Origin of the sequence: Rhodopirellula bahusiensis (assembly GCF_002727185.1) — a bacterium.
In the GTDB taxonomy this organism is placed as follows: Bacteria; Planctomycetota; Planctomycetia; order Pirellulales; family Pirellulaceae; genus Rhodopirellula; species Rhodopirellula bahusiensis.
The window spans coordinates 19,449-39,544 of sequence record NZ_NIZW01000030.1 but is presented as its reverse complement, the minus strand read 5'-3'; the positions used below and the strand labels follow the sequence as shown (position 1 = coordinate 39,544).

Genomic DNA, 20,096 nt, shown 5'->3' with positions numbered 1-20,096 from the left:
GTTTTGATGCGCGACGTTGAAAAGGTGTTTGAAGGTGGCTATTGAGGCTGCATCAACTGGCGAATCGTTGATTCAAACGTGCGATAAAAGTCGACTTGGTGGCCACGGAATTCATCTTCTTTCATGAGCGTGGAGACTTCCTCTGAAGGGTGAGCAAGCGGCCAAAGTCCGGCGATCACCGCGTGATGCTGAATGATGAATTCTTGAACGGCAGCAGCCGACATTTCTGGCCGCACGGATTGCAAAGCCGCCGAACATCGTTCGAGCGGTCCAAGGAGTGATAGCTTGAATTCGCGGAGAAAGTCGGTTGTCAAATTGCGTTCCAGCACGGAGGCCAGAACGACCGTCAACCGACAGAAACGGTTGCGGTTGCGAATCGCCTCGGTCAGCGATTTCGCGATTCGTTTTGGCGTGGGAGAACGAAGTCGCTTCAGGCGGCTTTCGACGTCGAGCAACCAATCGTGGAGTTCCGCGCGGTAGAGGCAAATGAAAACCTCCTCCTTCGTGCTGAAGTAGTGGTACAGGCTTGCTTTGCCGAGTCCCGCTGTCGCAGCGACGTCTCGCATCGAGATGTCCGCGAGATCCTTTTCATCAAAGAGCGTGGCCGCGGCCTCCAGGATGGTGGCTACACGCTCCGCCTTCTGGCCTGGTTGTCGAGCCCTTTGCCAGCTCATCGGCAGATCCTCCTTCATTGACATTGATAGAATCGACCGTCGGTCGAGTGTTAGTCGACCGTCGGTCGCGTGTGCAGTCATCCGAACAAAATGACAATGCAGCGTCAAGACCGCAAGGACGCCAAAACAGAAATTGCGTACACCACCATCGGTTCAACACATGGAGATCGCGGCACTTGTTTCGAGTGTTCCCAAAGGCATCGGCTCTGATCCGACTCACCTATCCGCGAATCGGGGGCGTGCCGATTCGCTTCCGCCGCCCCTTTCGGCGTTTCAGCCCATCTCAAGCCAGCGAGAGTTACGCGTTCGGCTCGGTGCTGTCCGCTCCCCGCGGATCCAAGAACACTGAGCTGAGGAGTTGTTCAAGCTGCCAGACAAGTCAGCTTTGGAAACAAAGATCGCCGCTCCGGTAGCGATCTATCGCAAGATGCCAGAGCATCAATTCGCTGAGTCCACCAGCTTTCTGCTGCAGGAAATTCGATCTCGCTCAAGATTCAGAGAGAAAAGAAGCGGGAGAACCAGGAAAGATTAGTTTCTGATGAGTGAAGATTCGCGTTCTTCAGAAGACCTTTGGGGGAACATTGATCTTCGCTAATGAACACCAGTGGTTTGTCACAGATGAAAGTTAAGGTTAATCGTAGTGGCCTCGTCCACTACCCTGAAAATAAGTCGCGACAGACCATTGGTCAGAGAGGCAATTTCAGTGGCGAAGGACGCTGCGTCGACGAACGAAAGTGCGCCGGATCGGCCGTGTTTCGACATGACCTGGTATGACAGTGTTGCAAGTGGCGTGGACTATCTTTCAACCCGACGCGCGTAGTGTTTGGTCCGGATTGGCGGTCATTTGGAACTGCGAAAAGAATAAGTTGAAGTTGGTGCACTGTCGATTGTTACGCGGGTCCGTTGCGGCGGAGGAAAGTATCGTCGTCGGTTTGTTCAGCGTTGAGCTGCGATCCTTGATTGTTGGTAGGGTTTGCGGAGCCACTGGTCACCAGGCTAGAAACAAACATTTTGAACTTCTCAAACCAACCGTTGGGATTCATGGCGGTGTTGGATTGGGACGAGCCTTGTGAGTCGGATTCGCTTGCCGAGGCGGGACGAGTGAACGTGTCGTTAGTGGTTTGGGAGACGGTTTGGCTGAGCGTGGAGTCGCCGAGAGCGGCTCCGGTCCGGACAATATCGAGCGGGTCGAGCGAGTGGAGGTCGTAGCGTGGGGCGTTGACCGTGGTTTGTTGGCCAAGGCGGTTGCCTGCATTGGTCAACTCGATGTCAGTTCTTGCGGTGAAGCTGCTGTTGCCGTCCACTTCGACCGATGAACTTGGCGATTGGCCGATGCTGCCGTTAATGGCGGTGGCGGTGAAGTCGCCGGTGGTTTGCACATTGCCGAACAGCAGGTCGCCGACGGATTGACGGATGGTGCCGTTGTCGGCGAGGAGATTGACGATTCCGGCAAAAATGTTGCCTTCGTTGTCGAAGATTACATCGCCGTTGGCAGCAACCGTCGTTTCGCCGTCGACTTGGATGGTGGTGCCAGGATGTTGAGTCATGTCGCCGTCGGTGGAGGTTGCCGTGAAGTCACCACCGGCGTCAACGTTGCCGAATGTAAGTCCACCGTGGCCGTCGACGATGTTGATATCGTGGCCGGTGGCGTTGACGGGGCCGACGAAGTCGTTGTTGGTTCCCGCTAGGTTGATGTTGCCGCCAGCGTTGATTGTGGTTGTTTGGTCGACGGTAATGGTGCCGGTGGAGGATTGGGTGACGTCGCCGAGGGCGTCGAGGTCGAGGTTTCCGGTGGCGGTCAGATCATGCAGGTTGACGTCTCCGGTTTTGCTATCGAGTTTGACATTGTCGCCGGACAGGTTGTTGACGGTCAGGTCGCCGGTCGTTTGGGTGATGTCGACATCACCGAGGGCGTTGATCGTGCCGGTCGTGCTTTGCGTGAAGCTGTTGTGGACGGTGAATGTGTCGTCGACGTTGATTGAGCCGTCATGTTGCGTGAAGTCATCGGCGGAGAAGTTTCCGGCGGTCACTGTTCCGCCGTCTTGCGTGTAGGTGTCGACATCAAGGCTGCCGTCTACATTCAGCGTGCCGCTGTCGACTTGCAAGTTGCCGCCAAGCAACGAGTCGAGCTCAACTGGGCCGTTGACCGTGTTGTCAAACGTAGGCGTAACGCCTTGCGGGATGATCACGTTGGCGACGTTGGCGAGGTCCGGAATGGCTCCGCCCGCCCAGTTCGATGGATCGTTCCAATCGCCAGTCACTCCGCCGATCCAGGTGACTGTGCCGAGACGCGTGATGCTGCTGGTGGTGTCATCGGCGAAGGTGATGTTGTAATTTCCGCCGCCATTGCCATCGTTGATCGCGATGTTGGATGCCGCGAGCGTTTTGTTCGTGCCGACGTTTTTGTCGTCGTAGGTCAATGTGATCGAGGCAACGCTATCGCTGGCGATACCAAGTGCATCGGTGAACGCCTGAAGTTGCGTTGCAGTGGCCTCGATGTTCGTGTTGCCGTCGTAAACCTTGGTGACAGACGGTGCGGTGATGGTCACGTTTTTGGGCGTGATCACGCCATCGTTTGCGGTGAAAGTGCTGCCGCCGGATAGGTAGTAGTTGTTGGCGTCGGTGCCGCTGAGTTCCAGGTTGCCGACGGTGTAATTGAGACTGGTGCCCGCGTTGGGACTGGCGTAGTTGCCTTGGCCGTTCAGCGTATATGAATCGCCCGCAACGCTACCAGTTTGGTCGAGCGAGATATTGGTCATCAAGTCGTTGCTGTCGTAAGCTTTGGTGACGCCGGAGGCACTGACGTTGATGGCGGCACGATTGACGGTGTGGTTACCGACAATGTTGAGATTATTAGAGAAGTTTCCGCTGGTAGTCTCAATGTTTTCCATGGCGAGCGCGAATGCACCAACATTGGTGTGATTCGAGGTGCTGAGCGATGAACCGTCGAGAACAAGGTCGAATGCAGCGGTGCCGCCGACGCCGTCATCGAATTCGTAGCGACCGTTGGCGGTGGAGGTTGGAGTCAGCGTGTGGATGGTATTGCCGTCGTCCATGTATCTGGCGGATAGCAGCTGCAGGCCAAGCAAGTCGCCGTAAGTGGAATCGCTGTTGTCGAACCGAACGAGCAGTTGATCAGCGGGGACGATGGTGTAGTCGCCGGTGTCGAACGTGATGTCGTAGTTGGTGGAACTCAAACCGCTGGCGGTCAAGGCGTCTGCGTAGGTTCCTGCTGATTCTTCGGTTGTCATTCCACTTCGTGTAATCGACAACGTACCGGTCAATTCGGAACTGCCTTCGCCAGCGACAAATCCAGAGTAGCTGGCTCCAACGTAACCCGCCACGTCGTCCTTGGTTACGAATTTGGCATCGTTGTTCGCTGTGATTGTAAGAGGCGCTGGCGTGATGTCGGCAGTCAGCCCGGTTGGTTGATTGATGCTGTAGTTGTTGGCATCGTCACCAGTTAGCGTGAGTCCATCGACGACGATGGACTTGGACGAACCCACGTTCTTGTCGTCGAAGCTGGCGATGGCTGAGCCTTGCACTTCCACGTCGTCGGCACCGAGGGCCGCGACCGTTGCCGTGCCGCTGAGTGTTGCTTTGGTGGTCGCATCGTAGATCTTGTCGTTGCCTGTCAGGCCAATGACGTTGATGGCCAGAGGCGTGATGTCGGCCGACGAATTATCCGTTGTGCTGGCGAGGACGTAGTTTGCCGAGTCGGTACCGGTGAGGTTCAGACCGGTGATGTTGACGGTTTTGTTCGTGCCCACATTCTTGTCAGCGAAGAGGGCGGATCCGCCGATGGTGACCAAATCATTCGCCACGACTCCGCTAGCGGTGGCGTTCATTTGGGCTGTGGTGTTGCCATCGTAAACCTTGTTGTCGACGACGATAGGTACGGAGATCACTTTTTGGTTGACGGTCAAGGTTCCGTTGGTGTAGCCGCCAATGGCATAGCCCAGTTGGTCGGTCCCGCCCGAGGGAGTCAAGCTGTGGTCGCCCGCGATGTAGTTGCCGCTGGTCGACTGGGCACCGCCAATGGCGATAGATGGTGCGACGCTAAAAGCTTGTGCAACCGAGTCGCCGTTCTGCGAGTGAATGGAGGTCGTCAATGTGGGGGCGGTGCCGTAAGTGCTCGTCGCTGTGTCGGCGACGACGGTGGTGGAGGGTTGTTCGCGATAGACTCCGAATAGACCGGTGCCAAGAGCCAATGTGTAGTTCGTGGCGGATTCGTCGCTGTTGTATCGGAAGCGACCACTGCCGCTGGTCAGCAGGTCGGTTAGTCCCAGGCTGTCGTCGATGCTGCCGGTGTACAGGGTGGCTCTTCCGTCCGTGCCGACGGAAATCGACGGTGAATTGTTGAGGACGAGGTTGCCTCCTGTCGCGGTTCCAGCAGCCGTGGCTCGTCCGGCGTTCAATCGGATCGCGGAATCGGTGGCGTTGGTCGTGGTGATGTCTTCCGCGATTGTCAAATCGCCGGACTGGGTTGCTAGGTTCAGCGTTCCGTTGGCGGTGATGCCAGTCTGCGATCCTACGACGCCCACCGTGAAGGTTCCAGCGTTGACGAAATCCACGTTGCCCAGCAGAGTGCCTGATTCACCACCGGCGAGGGTGCCGACGGAGTTTGACGCGTTACTAAGGGTGAAGTTGCCGGTTCCTTGCAAGGCGAGGTTGTCGGTCGCAATTGCAGTGGTTTGAGTCGCGTTGCCGGAGGCGTCGAGCGTGATGGTGTTGCCGGAAGTCGTCGCGAGCGTTTGGTTGATTGCGACGTTTCCGCCATGGATGATCACGTTGCCATCGAGGCTGGTCGCACTGTTGACGGTGATTCCGGATGTGTTGTTGGACTTGCCGAGCGTCAGACCACCAAGTGTGCTAGCGAAGCCGTAGGTGCTGTTCAGGTCACTGGAGAAGCTAGTGCCGCTAGGTTCAATCGTGACGGTTCCGGTTCCGGAAAAACCGCTGGTTAGCGGAGCGGTATTGTTTTGGAAGATGATGGAGCCGCCTGTCACAGCGGTGTTGCCGGAGTAGGTGGCTAGGCCCGATGCGGTGAACGTGCCGTTGCTCAATTTTTCCAAATTGCCGGTGCCGGAGATATTGCCGGCGAAGTTGGTGGTTGTGCCATTACCACCGGTGGTGAGAGTTGACGTGTTGAGGAACAGGTCGCCGCCCGTGTTGCCGCCGCCTGCGAGAGAACCAATTGTGAGGTCGGAGAGCAGGTTTAGGCTTGTGCCGGTGACATTGGCGAGCGTGACGGCGGAGCCGTTGCCGAGCGCAGACGCATTGCTGGTTTCCGTCATGCCACCATTGATGGTTGTCGCGCCGGTGTAAGTGTTTTCACCGGATAGACTGAGTTTGCCGGAACCTGATTTCGTCAGACCACCGCTGCCCTTGATGATTCCAGCGTACTGAGTTGTCGTGCCGGTGGCGACCTCGATCGCTCCGTCATCGTCACCGAGTTCGATGCCGCGATTGCTGTTGAGCGTCGTGTTGCCGGTGACTAGCAGCGTTCCGCCGTCGAGCGTGAGTTGCGATTCGGTGGGACTGGACGGTGCCGCGCCCAGGTTGGCGTCGGAGGCAATCGATAGCTTGCCGCCGGAAATGGAAGTGGTGCCGGTGTACGTGTTCGTTGCCGAAAGTACGAGTGTTCCGTCGCCGTCTTTGTTGAGCGATGCATTGGTGCCAGAGATCACGCCCTCAATTTCGCTTGCCCCGCGAGTCGTGATGTCTAGGACCGCGTCGGTTGCGATCGCGATGGCTTGTGTGTTGAGCGAATCAGTGTCAATGGTCAGGTTGGTCAACGCGTTGTTGCCGCCGACACTGCCGCCAATTGTGACGTCGCCAGTGGTATCGGTTTGAATCGTCAGGTCATGCGCTCCGTCGATTGTGCTGGTCGCTTGGATGTCGCCACTGTTTGTGGTGGTCAGCGCGAGGGCGGTGCCCAGTGTAATGGCACTACCGAAGGTTTGATTGCCAGACGTTGTGATGTCGTCACCCAGGTGCGCAAGTCCGGTGATGTCGAACGAAGATGCTGTGATGCTGGCGGAAGTTTCAATGGCCCCATTGACGGAAATGTCACCGAGTGCCGCGTTGCTGCCGACGGCTCCGTCGAATTGCACACTGCCAGCCGTTGAGCTTGTTCCGCTGACTCCGACGGAAAACGCGTTCCAGGTTTCATCGCTGAGGCTGTTCCAGGTCAGCTCGTTGAATGCATTGCCAAAGCGAATCGTCCCGTGCGGTTCGCTGTTGTTGCCATCGGATGCACTGTTCACGCCACCATCGTTGAGCTGGAATGTGTCACCCACGATAGCCTTGGTCATGGTGCCGGCGCCAAAGAATCCGGGGCCGGCACCGTTGAGTCCGGAGTAGGATTCAATCGCGAAGTCCTGATCGAAACCGTATCCATTGCCGTTCATGCTCACGATACTGAAGGCAAGGTTTTCAACAGATTCGCTGAATGTGAGTGTTTGAGAGCCTGCGTATTGCAGTTGAATGAGATCGGAGGTTGATGGTCCGTTGGCAACACTGGAACTTACGTACGGGGATTCGCCTGCAAAGGTGGCTCCACTTCGCCCTGTCCAGTAGTTGGTCCCGCCCGACGTTTGGATTCCGTAGATGCCCTGAGGGTTGTGGTATGTGACCGTGATCTCATCAGCACCGACGGTGATCGTGCCGGTCGCTGTGTTGGTGTTGGAATCCCATGTCGTCCAATCGACCCAGTGATATACGTTGCTGGGCGTGATCGTGGCGGTAAGATCCCACTGATTCGCAGCGCTGTCGGAATCAACGGTGGAATGGAACAGGATGTCGTTTTGGATCGTTGAAAAATTCGTATGGGCACCGACCACAACCGGGCTGTTATAAGTTTGGATACCGGTGGTGTTGATGGCTCCACCGTTAATGCGGATGCCGCCACCAGCGGTGACACTCAGTTCGGATAGAGCTTTGCTGGTTCCGGCCGCTCCATCGAATGTGACACTGCCGAGTCCCGCATTGATGGTGAGCGATGTGGGATTCAGATTTGTTTCGCGGACGTAGCCCAAAACGGAGTATTGACTGACTTGTGTTGCGTCGAAAGACGTGGTCGCGGAGAGGTCGTTCCACAGTCCCTCGGTGCCAAAGAATTGACCGTAGCGTTCACCATTGGAAGCGAGGTTGCCATTGGGTTCGCCACTGCCGAAGTTCGAGTACCATCCTGGCAGTGCGCTGCCGCCGTCGCTGCTAGATTGGGTAAAGAACGCTTGGCCCTGTTCGGGGCCGTCCGCCCAGGTCCAAGCGTATGAACTAGCTGGGGCGGCTCGATAGGCACCAATCCAGGCACCGCGATAGCCGGCTGAGATTCCGGCGATGGCGTTTTCAAGTCGCGACGTAATCGTTACCAGGTAGCTGTCGCCAAGATTGCCGCCTCCATCAGTTCCATTCTTGGCATCGTTTCTCGCCCAGTCCCACGCATTCGATTGTCCGTCCGGTCCATCAACGTAAGTGTAGGCGTTGCCCGAGTTCAACAATCCGTTCAAAGCGATGTCGCCGCCACCTGAATCGAGAGTCACCTCATTGAGGTTGGCGAGAATGGCTTCGCCGTCGATCGTGATGTCGCCACCATCGGTGGTGATCGATTGAGCGTTGTTGCTGCTCAGGTAAACGTCGCCGCCAACCTTGACGGTTTCGCCACCGATCGTGAGCGTTTCGCCATTGCCGAACCTCACGGCGCCGCCACTGGTTGCGATGACATCGGAGAAGACCGTATTGATCCCGTCGCCTGAGTTGTCGGCATCAGCCCACGACTGGATGGATTGGGAACCGTTGGTGGTGGTCAGATCTGCGTCTTCGTGGAGCACGACGTGGCGATCGGCTTTCAGCAGTGTGCTTGTGTCCGCATTGCCGGTTCTTGTCACTTCGCCGTGCAGATTCAAGTCGTTGCCGCTCACTATGCTGATGTCGCCGAGGACACTGATCGGAGTCGTGACGTCGACGTTTCCGGACGCTGCTGAAAAATCGATTGCGCCCTGGACAGCCAATGAAGTGGCATCGATTTGCAGGGTGGATGCGCTGGTGACCGTTAGGTCGGACGAAAAGTTCTGAGCGCCGGTGGTTGCGATTGCGTTGCCGTTGACCGAGATGACGCTGCCAGTCACGTCAAGCGAGGCGAGTCCTTTGCTACCCCCAATGCCGCCGCCAAAATCGACGTTGCCGGTGGTGGTGACGGTCAGAGGCGAAGCGACGGCGTTGGATTCTTTGACGTACCAATCCAAGGAACTCGACGTTCTGTTTAAGTCGTTCCAATTGCCTGCTGAGCCGGTGAACTGGTGGGCGCTTTCGTTTTCCGTGTTAGACGCCCCGATTTCGCTTCCAGTCCAATTATTGGGCTCGCCGGGATTCCAGTTGTTGAAGAGGTCATTCTGTGGCGTGACGCCCCCGGCCTCGTTTTGCAAGGCATAAATCAATCCCTGCCCATCGTCCTGCAGCCCTTCTGGGCCCGTCACCCATCGCCATGCATCGTCGGTTCCGATGCCAGTGACTCGCCGTCCGCCCAGCCATGATTGTTGATAGTTGACAGCGAATCCGGCGATCGCGTTCTCCAATCGAGACGTGATGGTGGCCAGGTAGGTGTCGCCGGCCTGATCACCGGTGCCTGACGCAGCGGCACTGACCGCATTGGTCCAGGAACCCACGCTGTTGACACCTTCGTAAGTGTTCCCTGAATTGACAACGCCGCCGAACTCAATGTTGCCGCTGCCTGCGTCGACGGTCAAACCGTTTGGATTGGCGACAATGGTTTCCCCGTTGATGGTGATGTCGCCACCGCCAGTTTCCAACGTTTGTGCTGCCAAGCCGTTCACGTACAAGTCGCCGCCGACCTGGACTTCTGAATCACTGAAGGTTGCTGTGTTCCCGTTGCCGAATGTGAGATCGCCGCCATTGGTGTTGATTGACCCGCCAACGATATTGATTCCGTCACCGGAGTTGTCCTGGTCGGCCCAGAATTTGACGTTCAATCGGTTCGCGTTCGCGTTTTGACTCGCATCAATGACCACGCCTGTGGAAAGCGAAATGTGACGATCGGCAACCAATGTGAGCGTCGCATCGCCAGCCATTGCGCCGGTAATGATGTCGCTGACGATTGAGATGTCGCCCTCATCGGTGCCATTGCTAACGCTGCCGACTGATACATTGTTGTCAGCGGTATTGACTGTGACACTGGTTCCCGAGTCCAAGGAGCTGACAATATTGAGAGCTGCAATCTCATCGATGACGTAGTTGAATGGGTCGATCAGCCAAAGGCCACCGCTGCCATTGGGGGAACTCGCGTCGACGGAAATTTGGTCCGTTTGAATGGTCGCACCGGACGTCTCGATGTTGCCTCCGTTCCCAAACAGTTGTCCCGCTTTGGCTAGCAGCGTTCCTGAAACGCGGGTGATGGAATCGGGATTGAGGATGTCTGACCAAAGAACGATCTTGCCGCCGTCACCAGACTCTGTTGCGGAGGCATCGATCGTTGCCCCGGTTTCCATTGTGACCGTGGTGGCTTGCGTCATTGTGCCGCTACCCTGCCAGTCGCCACCGACAAGGACTTCGCCGCCACCGTGTGTACCGGTGGCATCGATCGTCGAATCGACCGCCAGCGAAATTTCATCCGCTTCAAGTTGAACGTGTCCGCCTTGTGAGCCGCTGGAGCTAGCCGACGTTGCACGTTGGGCGACGATCGTTCCGTCGTGCAGGAGCTTCCCATTCGGGTTGACCAGATAGACGTTGCCACCACTCGTTGCCGCACCGGTGGCTCGTACCAAACCCGTGTTCTGGATCAGCCCGGCTGTTGGGCTGATTCCGCGTTCAAGCGTTGCCATGGATGGCTGGCTGTAGGTAACACCGTTGTCCAGCGTCACTCTACCGCCGGAAGACAAGGTGATATTGCCACCGTGGCTTTCGATCGTTCCGTTGTTGGCAATGTCGCTGGCAATCAGATGAGCCCCACCGCTCCCGGTGACGATCGTACCGTTGTTGACAATTCCGCCCGAGCCCTCGCCGCGTGTGAACGCGAGTTCCCCGCCGTTCATGAAATCTTGATTGGTGACATCAAATGTCGACGCGGTGAATCCGTTTGTATTCACCATGCCGGAACCCGACACGACGATGCCGGACGGATTGACCAGGAACACGTTGCCATTGGAGTTCAATGTGCCGGCGATCGTCGACGGCATGTTGGGTGTCGTGACTCGGTTCAGGATGGATGAGCTGGCGTCGGGAAGATTGAAGTTGGCCGCGTTGGCGGCGCCAACGTTGAACGAGTCCCAGTTCACGATCGCGCGGTTGGTAGCCGCATTCACGTTCATGACGGATCCAGCTTGTGAAATCGCGGCTTGTCCAGCGACGACGTCGGCCCCGGTTGGTAACTGCGCGGATGCTGTGCCGGCAGTCACGCCGATTGAACAAACCGCCGCGAACAAAACTGCTCGCTTTCGGTTGCCGCTCCAAGAGAGAGTGACGTGTGTGAAACGTGAGTTCGTTGTCCGATGACCTTGAAGAGTCATTTTCGATCCTTGAATTTTGTGCCCCAGTCCTCCTTTTTCAAGAAGGTTCAGTTCATAAACTGTTCCCGATGTTTTTGATTTGTCATCTAGGTGCTCCTGCCGGATAGGTGAAATCAGCGAAGTTCACTGAACTGCACCGGTTGTATCGGTGAAGGTTTTTTAACTAGAAATGTTCAAGTGAAACGGCACACGGTGTAGTGGTTGCAGTCAATACAACCAACAATTTCCGCACTGGTCCGCGGGTGATTCGAATCACGTTGCTTCAGCACACAAGTTCTCTCTGCCGCTGAGTCGATCGTTGCTGATGAATACGGGAGGCGTTGGCTTGAAGGATCGAGCTGACAAGTTGCCTTCTGAGGGGCAATTCAGGGATGGTGTGATGAATCGTACGACTGTGCGGGTCGCAATGGCGATCGGTGTTCTGGGGCTGGTGTGGTTGTCTTGTGGTAGCAAACTCCAAGCACAAAACTACGAAGCGTACAAGCCGCTGGAACTTCCCGTACGCCCGGGCAAAATTCCAAAGGTCGACTCGAAAGCGGACTTGCCAGCCCCTGTTGAAGATGACCGCGTGCTGGTTCGAGAGTTGGAAGCGGTTGTGATAGTCGATCATGGCGACAAAATCGATCAGTCGTCCGCAATCGATTCCCTCGTTGGAATCCACTACGACTTCGACGAGACCGACTCACTGGTCTACAAGCAAGCAGTGCGTGGAATTGTGCAAAACGCGATCCGAAAGCCAATCACACTGCGACGAATCAATGAACTTTCGCGCGGCATCATTGAGCAATATCAAAAGTGCAAGCAGCCGATCGTGGATGTTGTGATACCAGAGCAACGGATCACCGGCGGAACGCTGTATCTGGTTGTGACCGAAACTCTCATCGGGCGTGTGATGGTCAAAGGCGGGCAACACTTTGATTGCCAACCCACTTCGCGGTGGATTCAACAAACACGCCGGGGAAATCGGCTGTATGAACCACACATTGAAAACGATTTGTTCTGGATGAATCAGAATCCGTTTCGGCGAGTCAGCGTGGATTTTGAGAAGGGCTCCGCCGCGGGAACCACCGATGTGATCTATGAAATCGAGGACATGTGCCCCGTGCGAGGTTACATGGGGATAGATGACAGCGGTGTGTCGACGTTGAACTACGGTCGGTTCTTCGCTGGATTTCAATACGGGAACTTTCTTGGACGCGGTGGGATTTTGGGTTACCAGTTCACAACCGATGAAGAGTTTGCGTTGCTGCGTGCTCATTCAGTTAGCTTGGATCAGCCGCTCAGTCGCGAGTTCTCGTTGCAAGGGTACGGCAGTTGGGCCGGTGTGACTCCTATGATGGATAGCGGGTTCGCCCAAGACGGTGAGGGCTATCAATTCGGTGGGCAACTGATCCGGCATCTGTCCCGCGATCGATTTCATAGTCGAAACCTGAGAGCGGGTTTCGATTTTAAGTCAACGAACAATAACTTGGAGTTTGCGGGAAGCCAGGTCAGCGGCTCAGTTGCCGACCTGTTTCAGTTGCGTCTTGGTTACGACAGTTTTGAGCGAATTGACGTCGATCAATATCGACTGTTTCGTGCGGATATGTTCATTGGCCCGGGAGGCGGCATGACGGGCAGTCACTCCTCGGATGCCTTCAACACCATCCGTCCTGGTGCTTCGCCTGACTATGTGTATGGTCGTTTACGTTACGAACGTGCCGATGTTGCGCGACGGGAATGGATGTTGACAACACGACTAACTGGACAAGCTTCTTCGGAAAGGCTGCTGTTCAGCGAAACGTTGGGATTGGGTGGATACGACACGATTCGTGGCACCGACAGCCGCGCTTACAACGCCGATCATGGCTGGATTGCAAATTTCGAATTCGGTCCCAAAACCTATCGCTGCGGTACAGTTGAGGAACCAAAGACATTGCGTGCTTATGGTTTTGTTGACGTGGGAAACGGATACGTCGACCAGCCATTGGCAGGCGAAGACGCCTATACATTTGCCGTGAGCACCGGCGTAGGGATGCGGTTCCAGGTTAGCGATCGGCTGATTGCACGCTTCGACTACGGCTTTGGAATCGAAGACATCGATGCGGCGGAGCGAAATGATCGAGCTCACTTCGCAGTGACTTGGATTCCCGGACCTCGCCTCTAAAAGAAGGGTTTGCAGATCGGTTTGCCTGTTTATTTGCGATGCTTTGCTCGCCTTCTTTCAATTGTATCTCGCCGGGCATCACTGCTTCGTTGTTAACACTCGAAGGCAATCGCATTTGCACGAACTCGACCAATGCGGCAAATCATCGCCGGTCACGACAGCAGTTTTAAAAACAATGATCAGAACGCAGTTCAGGATCGTTATTTGAAACTTCAAAAGCTGGGTTGAGCGGAGCAGATGCTCCGCACCTCTCAAACAATCGCTTCATGGACCTGGATCGATGCTGATTTGATCATCGATGATGAAGGCTCGATGCAAAACGACTCCGACATTCGTGAAGATAGTGATCGGGATTGACGTCGAATTCGCGAAGGTTGTGAGAACTCTTGGTTTCCGGCAGATCCCTTTGCGGGCTCACCGAACGAACCTCCTGTTCTCATAAGCCGCGTCCCGACGATCGCTTCGCTCGATCAGTCTGTCCGCTATGGGCGGCAACACATTCAATCACGCTCAAGATTCCGCGAACAACCAAGCGGGAGACCGAGGGAAGATTAGTGTTCTCCAGCAGACGTGTAGACGAACACTGATCTTCGCTAATAAACATGAATCGGAGAGGCAATTTCAGTGGTGAAGGACGCTGCGTCGAAGAACGAGGGGACGCCGGATCGGCTTTGTTTCGACATGACTTGGTAAGACGATGTCGCAAGTGGTGTCGCTTATTTTTTCAACCGGACTCGAACGGAGCCCGGTCCGGCTTGGCGGTCCTTTTGAACTTCGAAAAGATCGATCGCCTCGAACATATCGCTGAGTTTTGGGAAGCCGTAGGTGCGGTGGCTGAAAGGACCTTGGTTCGAAATATGGGCTCCGACTGGTCCGAGCGCCGCCCAGCCATCGTCATCGGCGGCTTCCTTCACCGCGGTTCGGAGTGTGTTCATGAGCTTGGTGTTCTGTTGCAGCGACGACACCGAGCTTTCTCGCCTTCTCTTCGGCGGCGTCTTGTCATTGGGTTCTTCATCCAAGTAGATGAAATGGCTGCAGGCGAGGACGAATGGCGCCGGCGAATTCTGGCGTCCAAATCCGATGACTTGTTTGCCATCTTCCCGCAAGCGGCAGACTAGCGGAGTGAAGTCGCAATCTGATGAAACCAAACCAAATGTGTTGACCTGTCGCGTGTAGAGAATGTCCATCGCATCGATCAGCAACGCCATGTCGGTTGCGTTTTTTCCCTTTATCAGATCGAAACATTGAGTCGGTGCAATCGCGTACTCATGCAGTACGTTGATCCAACCCTCCAGGCCTCGTTTGGTCCAGTTCCCATATGCCTTTCGAATGTTGACGACACCGTAGGTGGCAAGTTCGGAAATGATGAAGTCGATCTTGGAGGACGGTGCGTTGTCAGCATCAATCAGTAGCGCGATGCTACCTTCGGGACTGGCGTTGGGCATGAATGTTGATTGCTCCGGAGAAACGAGCGTCGTAGCGGTGGGTCTCGCAATACAAGCAAGCAAAGCAAGACGGTGGAAGGAGGAAGAGCCAATTGACGAATTACGTCAACGCATTCTCACTACCAAGCAGCCACCCATTGTAGCGACCCCAGTCACCGCCATACATCACCTGCATTTAGCTGACACTCCGTCCCAAACGATCCAGGACAAGAATCCCATCCCATCAATTGTCATCCAGGCAGGTCGGCAGGAAGGATCGGGCACAACCATAGGAATCGTTTTGGCGTTAGCCCCGGTTGTTCGTGGGAGTCAAAACAGATCAAATGCCAAAAGACTTCTGCCCACCTGCTTCGACCCAATCAAAGAACGATTGAAGCCATTTTATTGAGCTTGTTGGCTTCGTCTTTGTCCTGGTGAAACACTCATCCACCGCGATCCAAGATGTTTATGTCGGGGTTCCAGTGCACTCTTGAAGCCAGAGGCACTGACAACACCCGGCGCTGTTTTCCACACGTCTCAGCGAAGCCCGACTTCACTGGAGACCAACGCACCGCGATCATCGGTTAAAGTCACGAGCCATGTGTTGGCTTCCGCTGGAAGTCCCTTTGCCATGATTTCTCCATCGGCAATCACGCCTTGGATGTGTTTCCATTTGCGTTTGGATCGGAGGCCGGTCTCTGTCGTGTAGTGCAAGCGGGCTTGCGTGATCTTGGTGGTGGATTGGAATGGAAGCGTGACGGTGCCGTTGTCGCTGACATGCATCTGGCCAACCGTTGGCAATGGAGTCGTGTTCTTCAAGATCGAGTCAACAAAAATCTGGATCTCTGGCGGGTTCCAACCCGCTTGATGACCGTGTCGCATACGCGGCTCGATACGCATCGTCCGTGGCCCCCGCACTTTCGTGTAGGACTTGGCATAGCTGTCCAGCACATAGTGGATGTCGTGCGTTCCGTTGACCCACAGAGTGGGGACCGTGCATTGGTGGAGGTGACTTCCGGGATCGTAGGCGGCGACCCAGGCCGCCCGACGGTCGCCAAGTTCGTCGATGGAAGGTTTCTGAACCGACTCGCCTTCATGCAGGAATCCGCATCCGTAGACGGGCACCGCCGCTTGGAAGCGATCATCCAGCGAAGCGACCAAGCAAGTCGTGTAGCCACCCCAACTGATTCCGGTCACGGCGGTCCGGCTTGCGTCGACTTCAGGAAAACTGCGGATCAGTGTATGAGCTCGCATGACATTGGCCGCCGCGTGGTAGGGCCAATCGTCGTCGATGCTTCCCCCGATGCAGTCGAACTTTTCGGGGTGACCGTCCACCGGCCCGCCAAGTTCAAGTCGAACACGCGTTTCTCGTTTGTGTCCCGTGTGCGGCTTCAGTTTCCCAGACGCATCGAATTCAGGAGGCGGAGGACGGCGGCCACCAAGGTCCATCGCGATTGCGGCATAGCCGCGGTTCGCCCACATCCAAACCCAGTCAGCGAAGGCGGTGCCACCGCCACCATGAATCAGAACGATTCCGGGATAGATGCCGCCGTCCCCATCAACGCCCAATGTTTTCGGTGAAGCATAAAAGGCAAAGACTTCCGTCGGATGACCATGGAACTTCTCGCCTTCGTAAATCAGTGATTGAATCTTTGCGGCCGGGTCTTCGACTCGGTAGGTCGGTATCTCTGACTTCAGCCGTTTGATCGGCCAGGTCCCAGGTGCCGAGTGGTTCGCTCCATCATCAGCTTGTACAAACGTCGTCAGCCAACAAACCGTGAGCAGCGAGACACAGCAAAAGCGAGAGAAAATCATGGCGTGAGTACCGCTTTCAAAAGGAAGAGGATTTCAGATCGACCCGAATGTCTGCAATTGAAATGATAGTGGAAAAGCAACGTAGGCCGGACCAAGGAATGAAGAGACGCCGGTCTGGCTTTCCCTCAAAACAAGCTGCCGGAACATCGCTTCGCCGGATCCGGCCTACGTTGCATCGCCAGCCTTCATCCTTGCGGCAGGATGGCCGAACAGAATGGTGGTTGCCCGGTTCAGCCTCGGCACGTCTCAGTCACCACCCATCATTCGCCAACAAGCAACGAACGAGACGAAAACCATCTTCGTGCATTCTCCTTCGTGTACTTCGTGCCTTTCGTGGGCGATACGCTTCCGCTAAGAAAACCGCGTGTCAATCAGGTCGAACGGAAACCCGTTTCCAATTCCCCCAAACGAAGAGTCAAAATGTCAGCGAGAGCATGTGTATTCATCGCCACGAGCCTTGACCAATTCATCGCTCGATCGGATGGCAATCTTGACTGGCTCGACGAAGCGAATGCCCTGGTGCCTCCGGGAGAAGACTGCGGGTATGCGGAGTTCATGAAATCGGTCGACGTGCTGGTCATGGGACGCAACACGTACGAGAAAGTTCGCACTTTCGGAGCTTGGCCCTATGGGGAAACGCCAGTGGTCGTCTTGAGTCGAAACCCGATTGAGTTCCCGGATGAGATGCCAGCATGGGTGACTCATTCAGCGGAAACGCCCGTCGAACTTCACCGTCGTTTGTCCAAAGAAGGTGCCCAGAAGCTTTACATCGACGGCGGTTTGACAATCCAACGGTTCCTGCGAGCGGGACTGATCGATGAATTGGTCATCACAGTCATTCCGGTCCTCATCGGCGATGGCATCCCGCTCTTTGGATCTCTACCAAGCGACATTCGATTGACACATCGAAACACGAAGGCCTTCGACTGCGGATTCGTGCAATCGACCTACAGAGTCGACTCCACGGAACGCCCCTGATCCTGACGCGAACGCAACGAAAGCGACTCCGGTGCGAGATTCTCTCACACCGATTTCTTTCCGATGTACTGGACGACGGATGCCATGCCGGTGTGGTATTTCCCTTCGCGGACATCTCGGTCAACTTCCTTCAGCAAGACTGTTTCAAGTCCTTCGAACTCTCGTTCAATCTTGGAGCACGTCATGAGTTGATCCAAGTCACGCGGCCCGCCCGTATCGCGATCGCGTTGCTTTTCGGAGTAGGCTTCGAGGATGCAGATGCCTCCAGGCTTCAGTGCTTCAACAAGCAATGGATACAAGTTCAAGCGTGTCGAACTGCTCAGATGGGCGTAGATCGAGACAACCGCATCGAATGTCGACTCTGGTGGTTGGTAGTCTTCCAGGTTCGCGACCTCGGTAGTGATGCTCACATTGTTTCGTTGTGCCAGTTCGTTCGCCTTGGCGAGCCCGATACTGGATCCATCCACCGCGTGCACACGGTGACCGAGGGTCGCGAGAAACACAGCGTTGCGTCCCTCGCCTTCTGCGATGGAAAGGATCGAGCCAGAGAGAAGATTCGCATTCTGTTCGAGAAACGCATTGGCTTGAGTCCCGTATGCGAAGTCCGACCTGGAGTATCGTTCGTCCCAATCAGGCTGTGCCATTCTTTGGTCCATGTGTTTCTAATGCCCAGCATCACTGGACAGTTGAATTGTGTGAAAGCTCACGAATGGCGGTTGCCGTTTCCGTTCGCGGGCAATCAGTCTCAGTCGCATTCGCTGTTTTACAACCGAAGCAAGAGTGTATGCATCGCACCTGCGACGGAGAACGCGATCAGCGTTCTGACGATGTTCCACCGATTCCACCGGCTTTCAAACCCTTTTCGAACTGACGATGCTTCGTCGTCATTCATCTCGTCGACCTTATGCTTTTGAAGTCGGTTGTTGAGTGGGATGTTGATCGTTGCGGTCGGCAGGTGGACCCCGAGGAAATAGGCTGCCGCTGCCGATAGGAGCATTGTGCGATTCAGCCCGTCGAGCTGCATGAGGCCAGCAATGGTTGCCGCCAACATCGCGACCGCGGAACCAACCCAGACGAATAGAAACAGGGGCTGGTTGTCTTGGATGACGCCATCCATCACTTGGAATGCGCGAACGAATTCACGGTCACCGAGTCGCGAGATCCCAGGCATCGCAACGACCGCAAAAGCGAATAGAAACCCAGCGACAAGCGACGAGAGTAGCGTTGCGATCAACAGGGTTATGTTCAAGAACATCAGGATGATCTCGGTTCAGGTAAGCGGCTGTGACGGGCCAAGCAGGTCGGCAGGAGTCTTTCGGATCTTGGACTGTTGTGGCAAATGCCACTATTCCCACGTACAACCGGGGCTGACGTCCAAACGGCTCACATGATTCTGTCCGATCATTCCTGCCTACCTGTTTAGTATAACACCGACAAGTTTTAGGCCATCTGCATCGTGTGATGGTGCCCGAATCGATTCTCAGCCTTGTGTCTCTTTCCAGGTTTGTTTGTCGATGGCGGAGGCGGGCGACTGTGTTGCGTGATTGCTTGTGGCCCTGCCCTTGCTTTGCTCTGTCCTCATCGGGGCTGGGCGAGTTGTAGGGCTGGCGGTTGTGGCCATTGTTCAGTCTCCGGTTTCGCGAATGTCGTCTGTGATGACGTTTGATGGGTGTCAGTTGGCTTGCATCAATTGGCGGATCGTCGATTCAAACAAGCGATAGAAGTCGACTTGGTATCCGCGAAATTCCTCTTCCTGCATGACCGCTGAAACTTCCTCGGATGGGCGAGCGAGCGGCCAAAGTCCTGAAATGACTGCGTGATGCTGGACGAGGAACTCATGCACGGCAGCAGGCGACATGTCTGGTTGAACCGATTGCAAGGCAGCCGCGCATTGTTCGAGCGGAGGAAGCAGTGATCGTTTGAATTCACGGATGAACTCGGTCGATAAATTTCGTTCGAGCACCGACGCCAGGACAACCGTCAAACGACAGAAGCGGTCTCGGTCCCGGATTGCATCGGTGAGCGACTTTGCGATTCGTTTCGGCGTGGGAGCACGAAGCCGCTTGAGTCGGCGTTCGACGTCGAGGAACCAATCGTTCAGCTCTTCGCGGTAGAGGCAAATGAATACCTCCTCCTTCGTGCTGAAGTAGTGATACAGGCTTGCCTTGCCGAGTCCCGCCGACGAGGCGACGTCGCGCATCGAGATGTCGGCGAACTCTTTTTCGTCAAAGAGCGTGGCCGCAGCATCCAGAATGGTCGCGACACGCTCCGCCTTTTGGCCTGGTTGGCGAGCTCTTTGCCAGCTCATTTGCAGATTCTCCCTCAAAGCCTCTTTTCGATGCGACCGTCGGTCGGTTCGTTTGTCGACCGGGGGTCGGATGTGTCTTTGTTGGAACAAAAAGCTGCAGCAGCGTCATGGCTGCCAGGACGTCAAACCAAAAGTCGTCCTGACAGCATTCTGGTGAGCAGGAACTGCCCACGAAAAGTTGACAGTGGACGGATCTTAAGGGGAAAGGTAAAGGGCGAGTCCAAT

Annotated in this window: 9 protein-coding genes; 2 read left to right on the top strand and 7 right to left on the bottom strand. The window is 55.6% G+C overall.

The features are described from left to right. Positions 1-38: 38 nt before the first annotated feature. Both CEE69_RS26990 and CEE69_RS26985 read right to left on the bottom strand, forming a co-directional pair. On the bottom strand, positions 39-674 hold the full coding sequence (locus CEE69_RS26990) for a TetR/AcrR family transcriptional regulator (RefSeq protein ID WP_099263713.1): 636 nt from the start codon (positions 672-674) through the stop codon (positions 39-41). An 890-nt stretch (positions 675-1,564) separates the two neighbouring features. After that, the gene (locus CEE69_RS26985; RefSeq protein ID WP_099263683.1) at positions 1,565-11,200 is read right to left on the bottom strand and encodes a YDG domain-containing protein; all 9,636 of its coding nucleotides are present in this window, start codon (positions 11,198-11,200) and stop codon (positions 1,565-1,567) included. A 379-nt stretch (positions 11,201-11,579) separates the two neighbouring features. Here CEE69_RS26985 and CEE69_RS26980 point away from each other — a divergent pair, with 379 nt between their 5' ends. Next, positions 11,580-13,346, top strand: coding sequence for a ShlB/FhaC/HecB family hemolysin secretion/activation protein (locus CEE69_RS26980; RefSeq protein WP_099263712.1), 1,767 nt, complete (start codon positions 11,580-11,582; stop codon positions 13,344-13,346). A gap of 716 nt (positions 13,347-14,062) precedes the next feature. On the opposite strand, the gene CEE69_RS26975 is transcribed toward CEE69_RS26980, so the two are convergent. Continuing rightward, a complete protein-coding gene (locus tag CEE69_RS26975; RefSeq protein WP_099263682.1) occupies positions 14,063-14,791 on the bottom strand; it encodes an NYN domain-containing protein in 729 nt (242 codons plus the stop codon). A gap of 516 nt (positions 14,792-15,307) precedes the next feature. Continuing rightward, positions 15,308-16,585 (bottom strand): alpha/beta hydrolase family protein, encoded by a 1,278-nt coding sequence (locus CEE69_RS26965; RefSeq protein WP_099263680.1) that lies wholly within the window; start codon positions 16,583-16,585, stop codon positions 15,308-15,310. Between the two features lie 420 nt (positions 16,586-17,005). Between CEE69_RS26965 and CEE69_RS26960 the strand changes: the two genes are divergently transcribed. Continuing rightward, positions 17,006-17,563 carry a dihydrofolate reductase family protein gene (locus tag CEE69_RS26960; protein ID WP_099263711.1) on the top strand — a complete coding sequence of 186 codons (558 nt, stop codon included), beginning with the start codon at positions 17,006-17,008 and terminating at the stop codon, positions 17,561-17,563. Between the two features lie 44 nt (positions 17,564-17,607). Here the strand turns inward: CEE69_RS26960 and CEE69_RS26955 are convergent, their stop codons facing one another. The 3 genes from CEE69_RS26955 to CEE69_RS26945 all read right to left on the bottom strand — a co-directional run bounded on the left by CEE69_RS26955 (position 17,608) and on the right by CEE69_RS26945 (position 19,871). Next, positions 17,608-18,207, bottom strand: coding sequence for a class I SAM-dependent methyltransferase (locus CEE69_RS26955; protein ID WP_099263710.1), 600 nt, complete (start codon positions 18,205-18,207; stop codon positions 17,608-17,610). 119 nt (positions 18,208-18,326) lie between these two features. Beyond that, positions 18,327-18,818, bottom strand: a complete 492-nt coding sequence (locus CEE69_RS26950) for an anthrone oxygenase family protein (protein ID WP_099263679.1) — start codon at positions 18,816-18,818, stop codon at positions 18,327-18,329. 417 nt (positions 18,819-19,235) lie between these two features. Further along, on the bottom strand, positions 19,236-19,871 hold the full coding sequence (locus CEE69_RS26945; protein ID WP_099263678.1) for a TetR/AcrR family transcriptional regulator: 636 nt from the start codon (positions 19,869-19,871) through the stop codon (positions 19,236-19,238). Positions 19,872-20,096 lie beyond the last annotated feature (225 nt).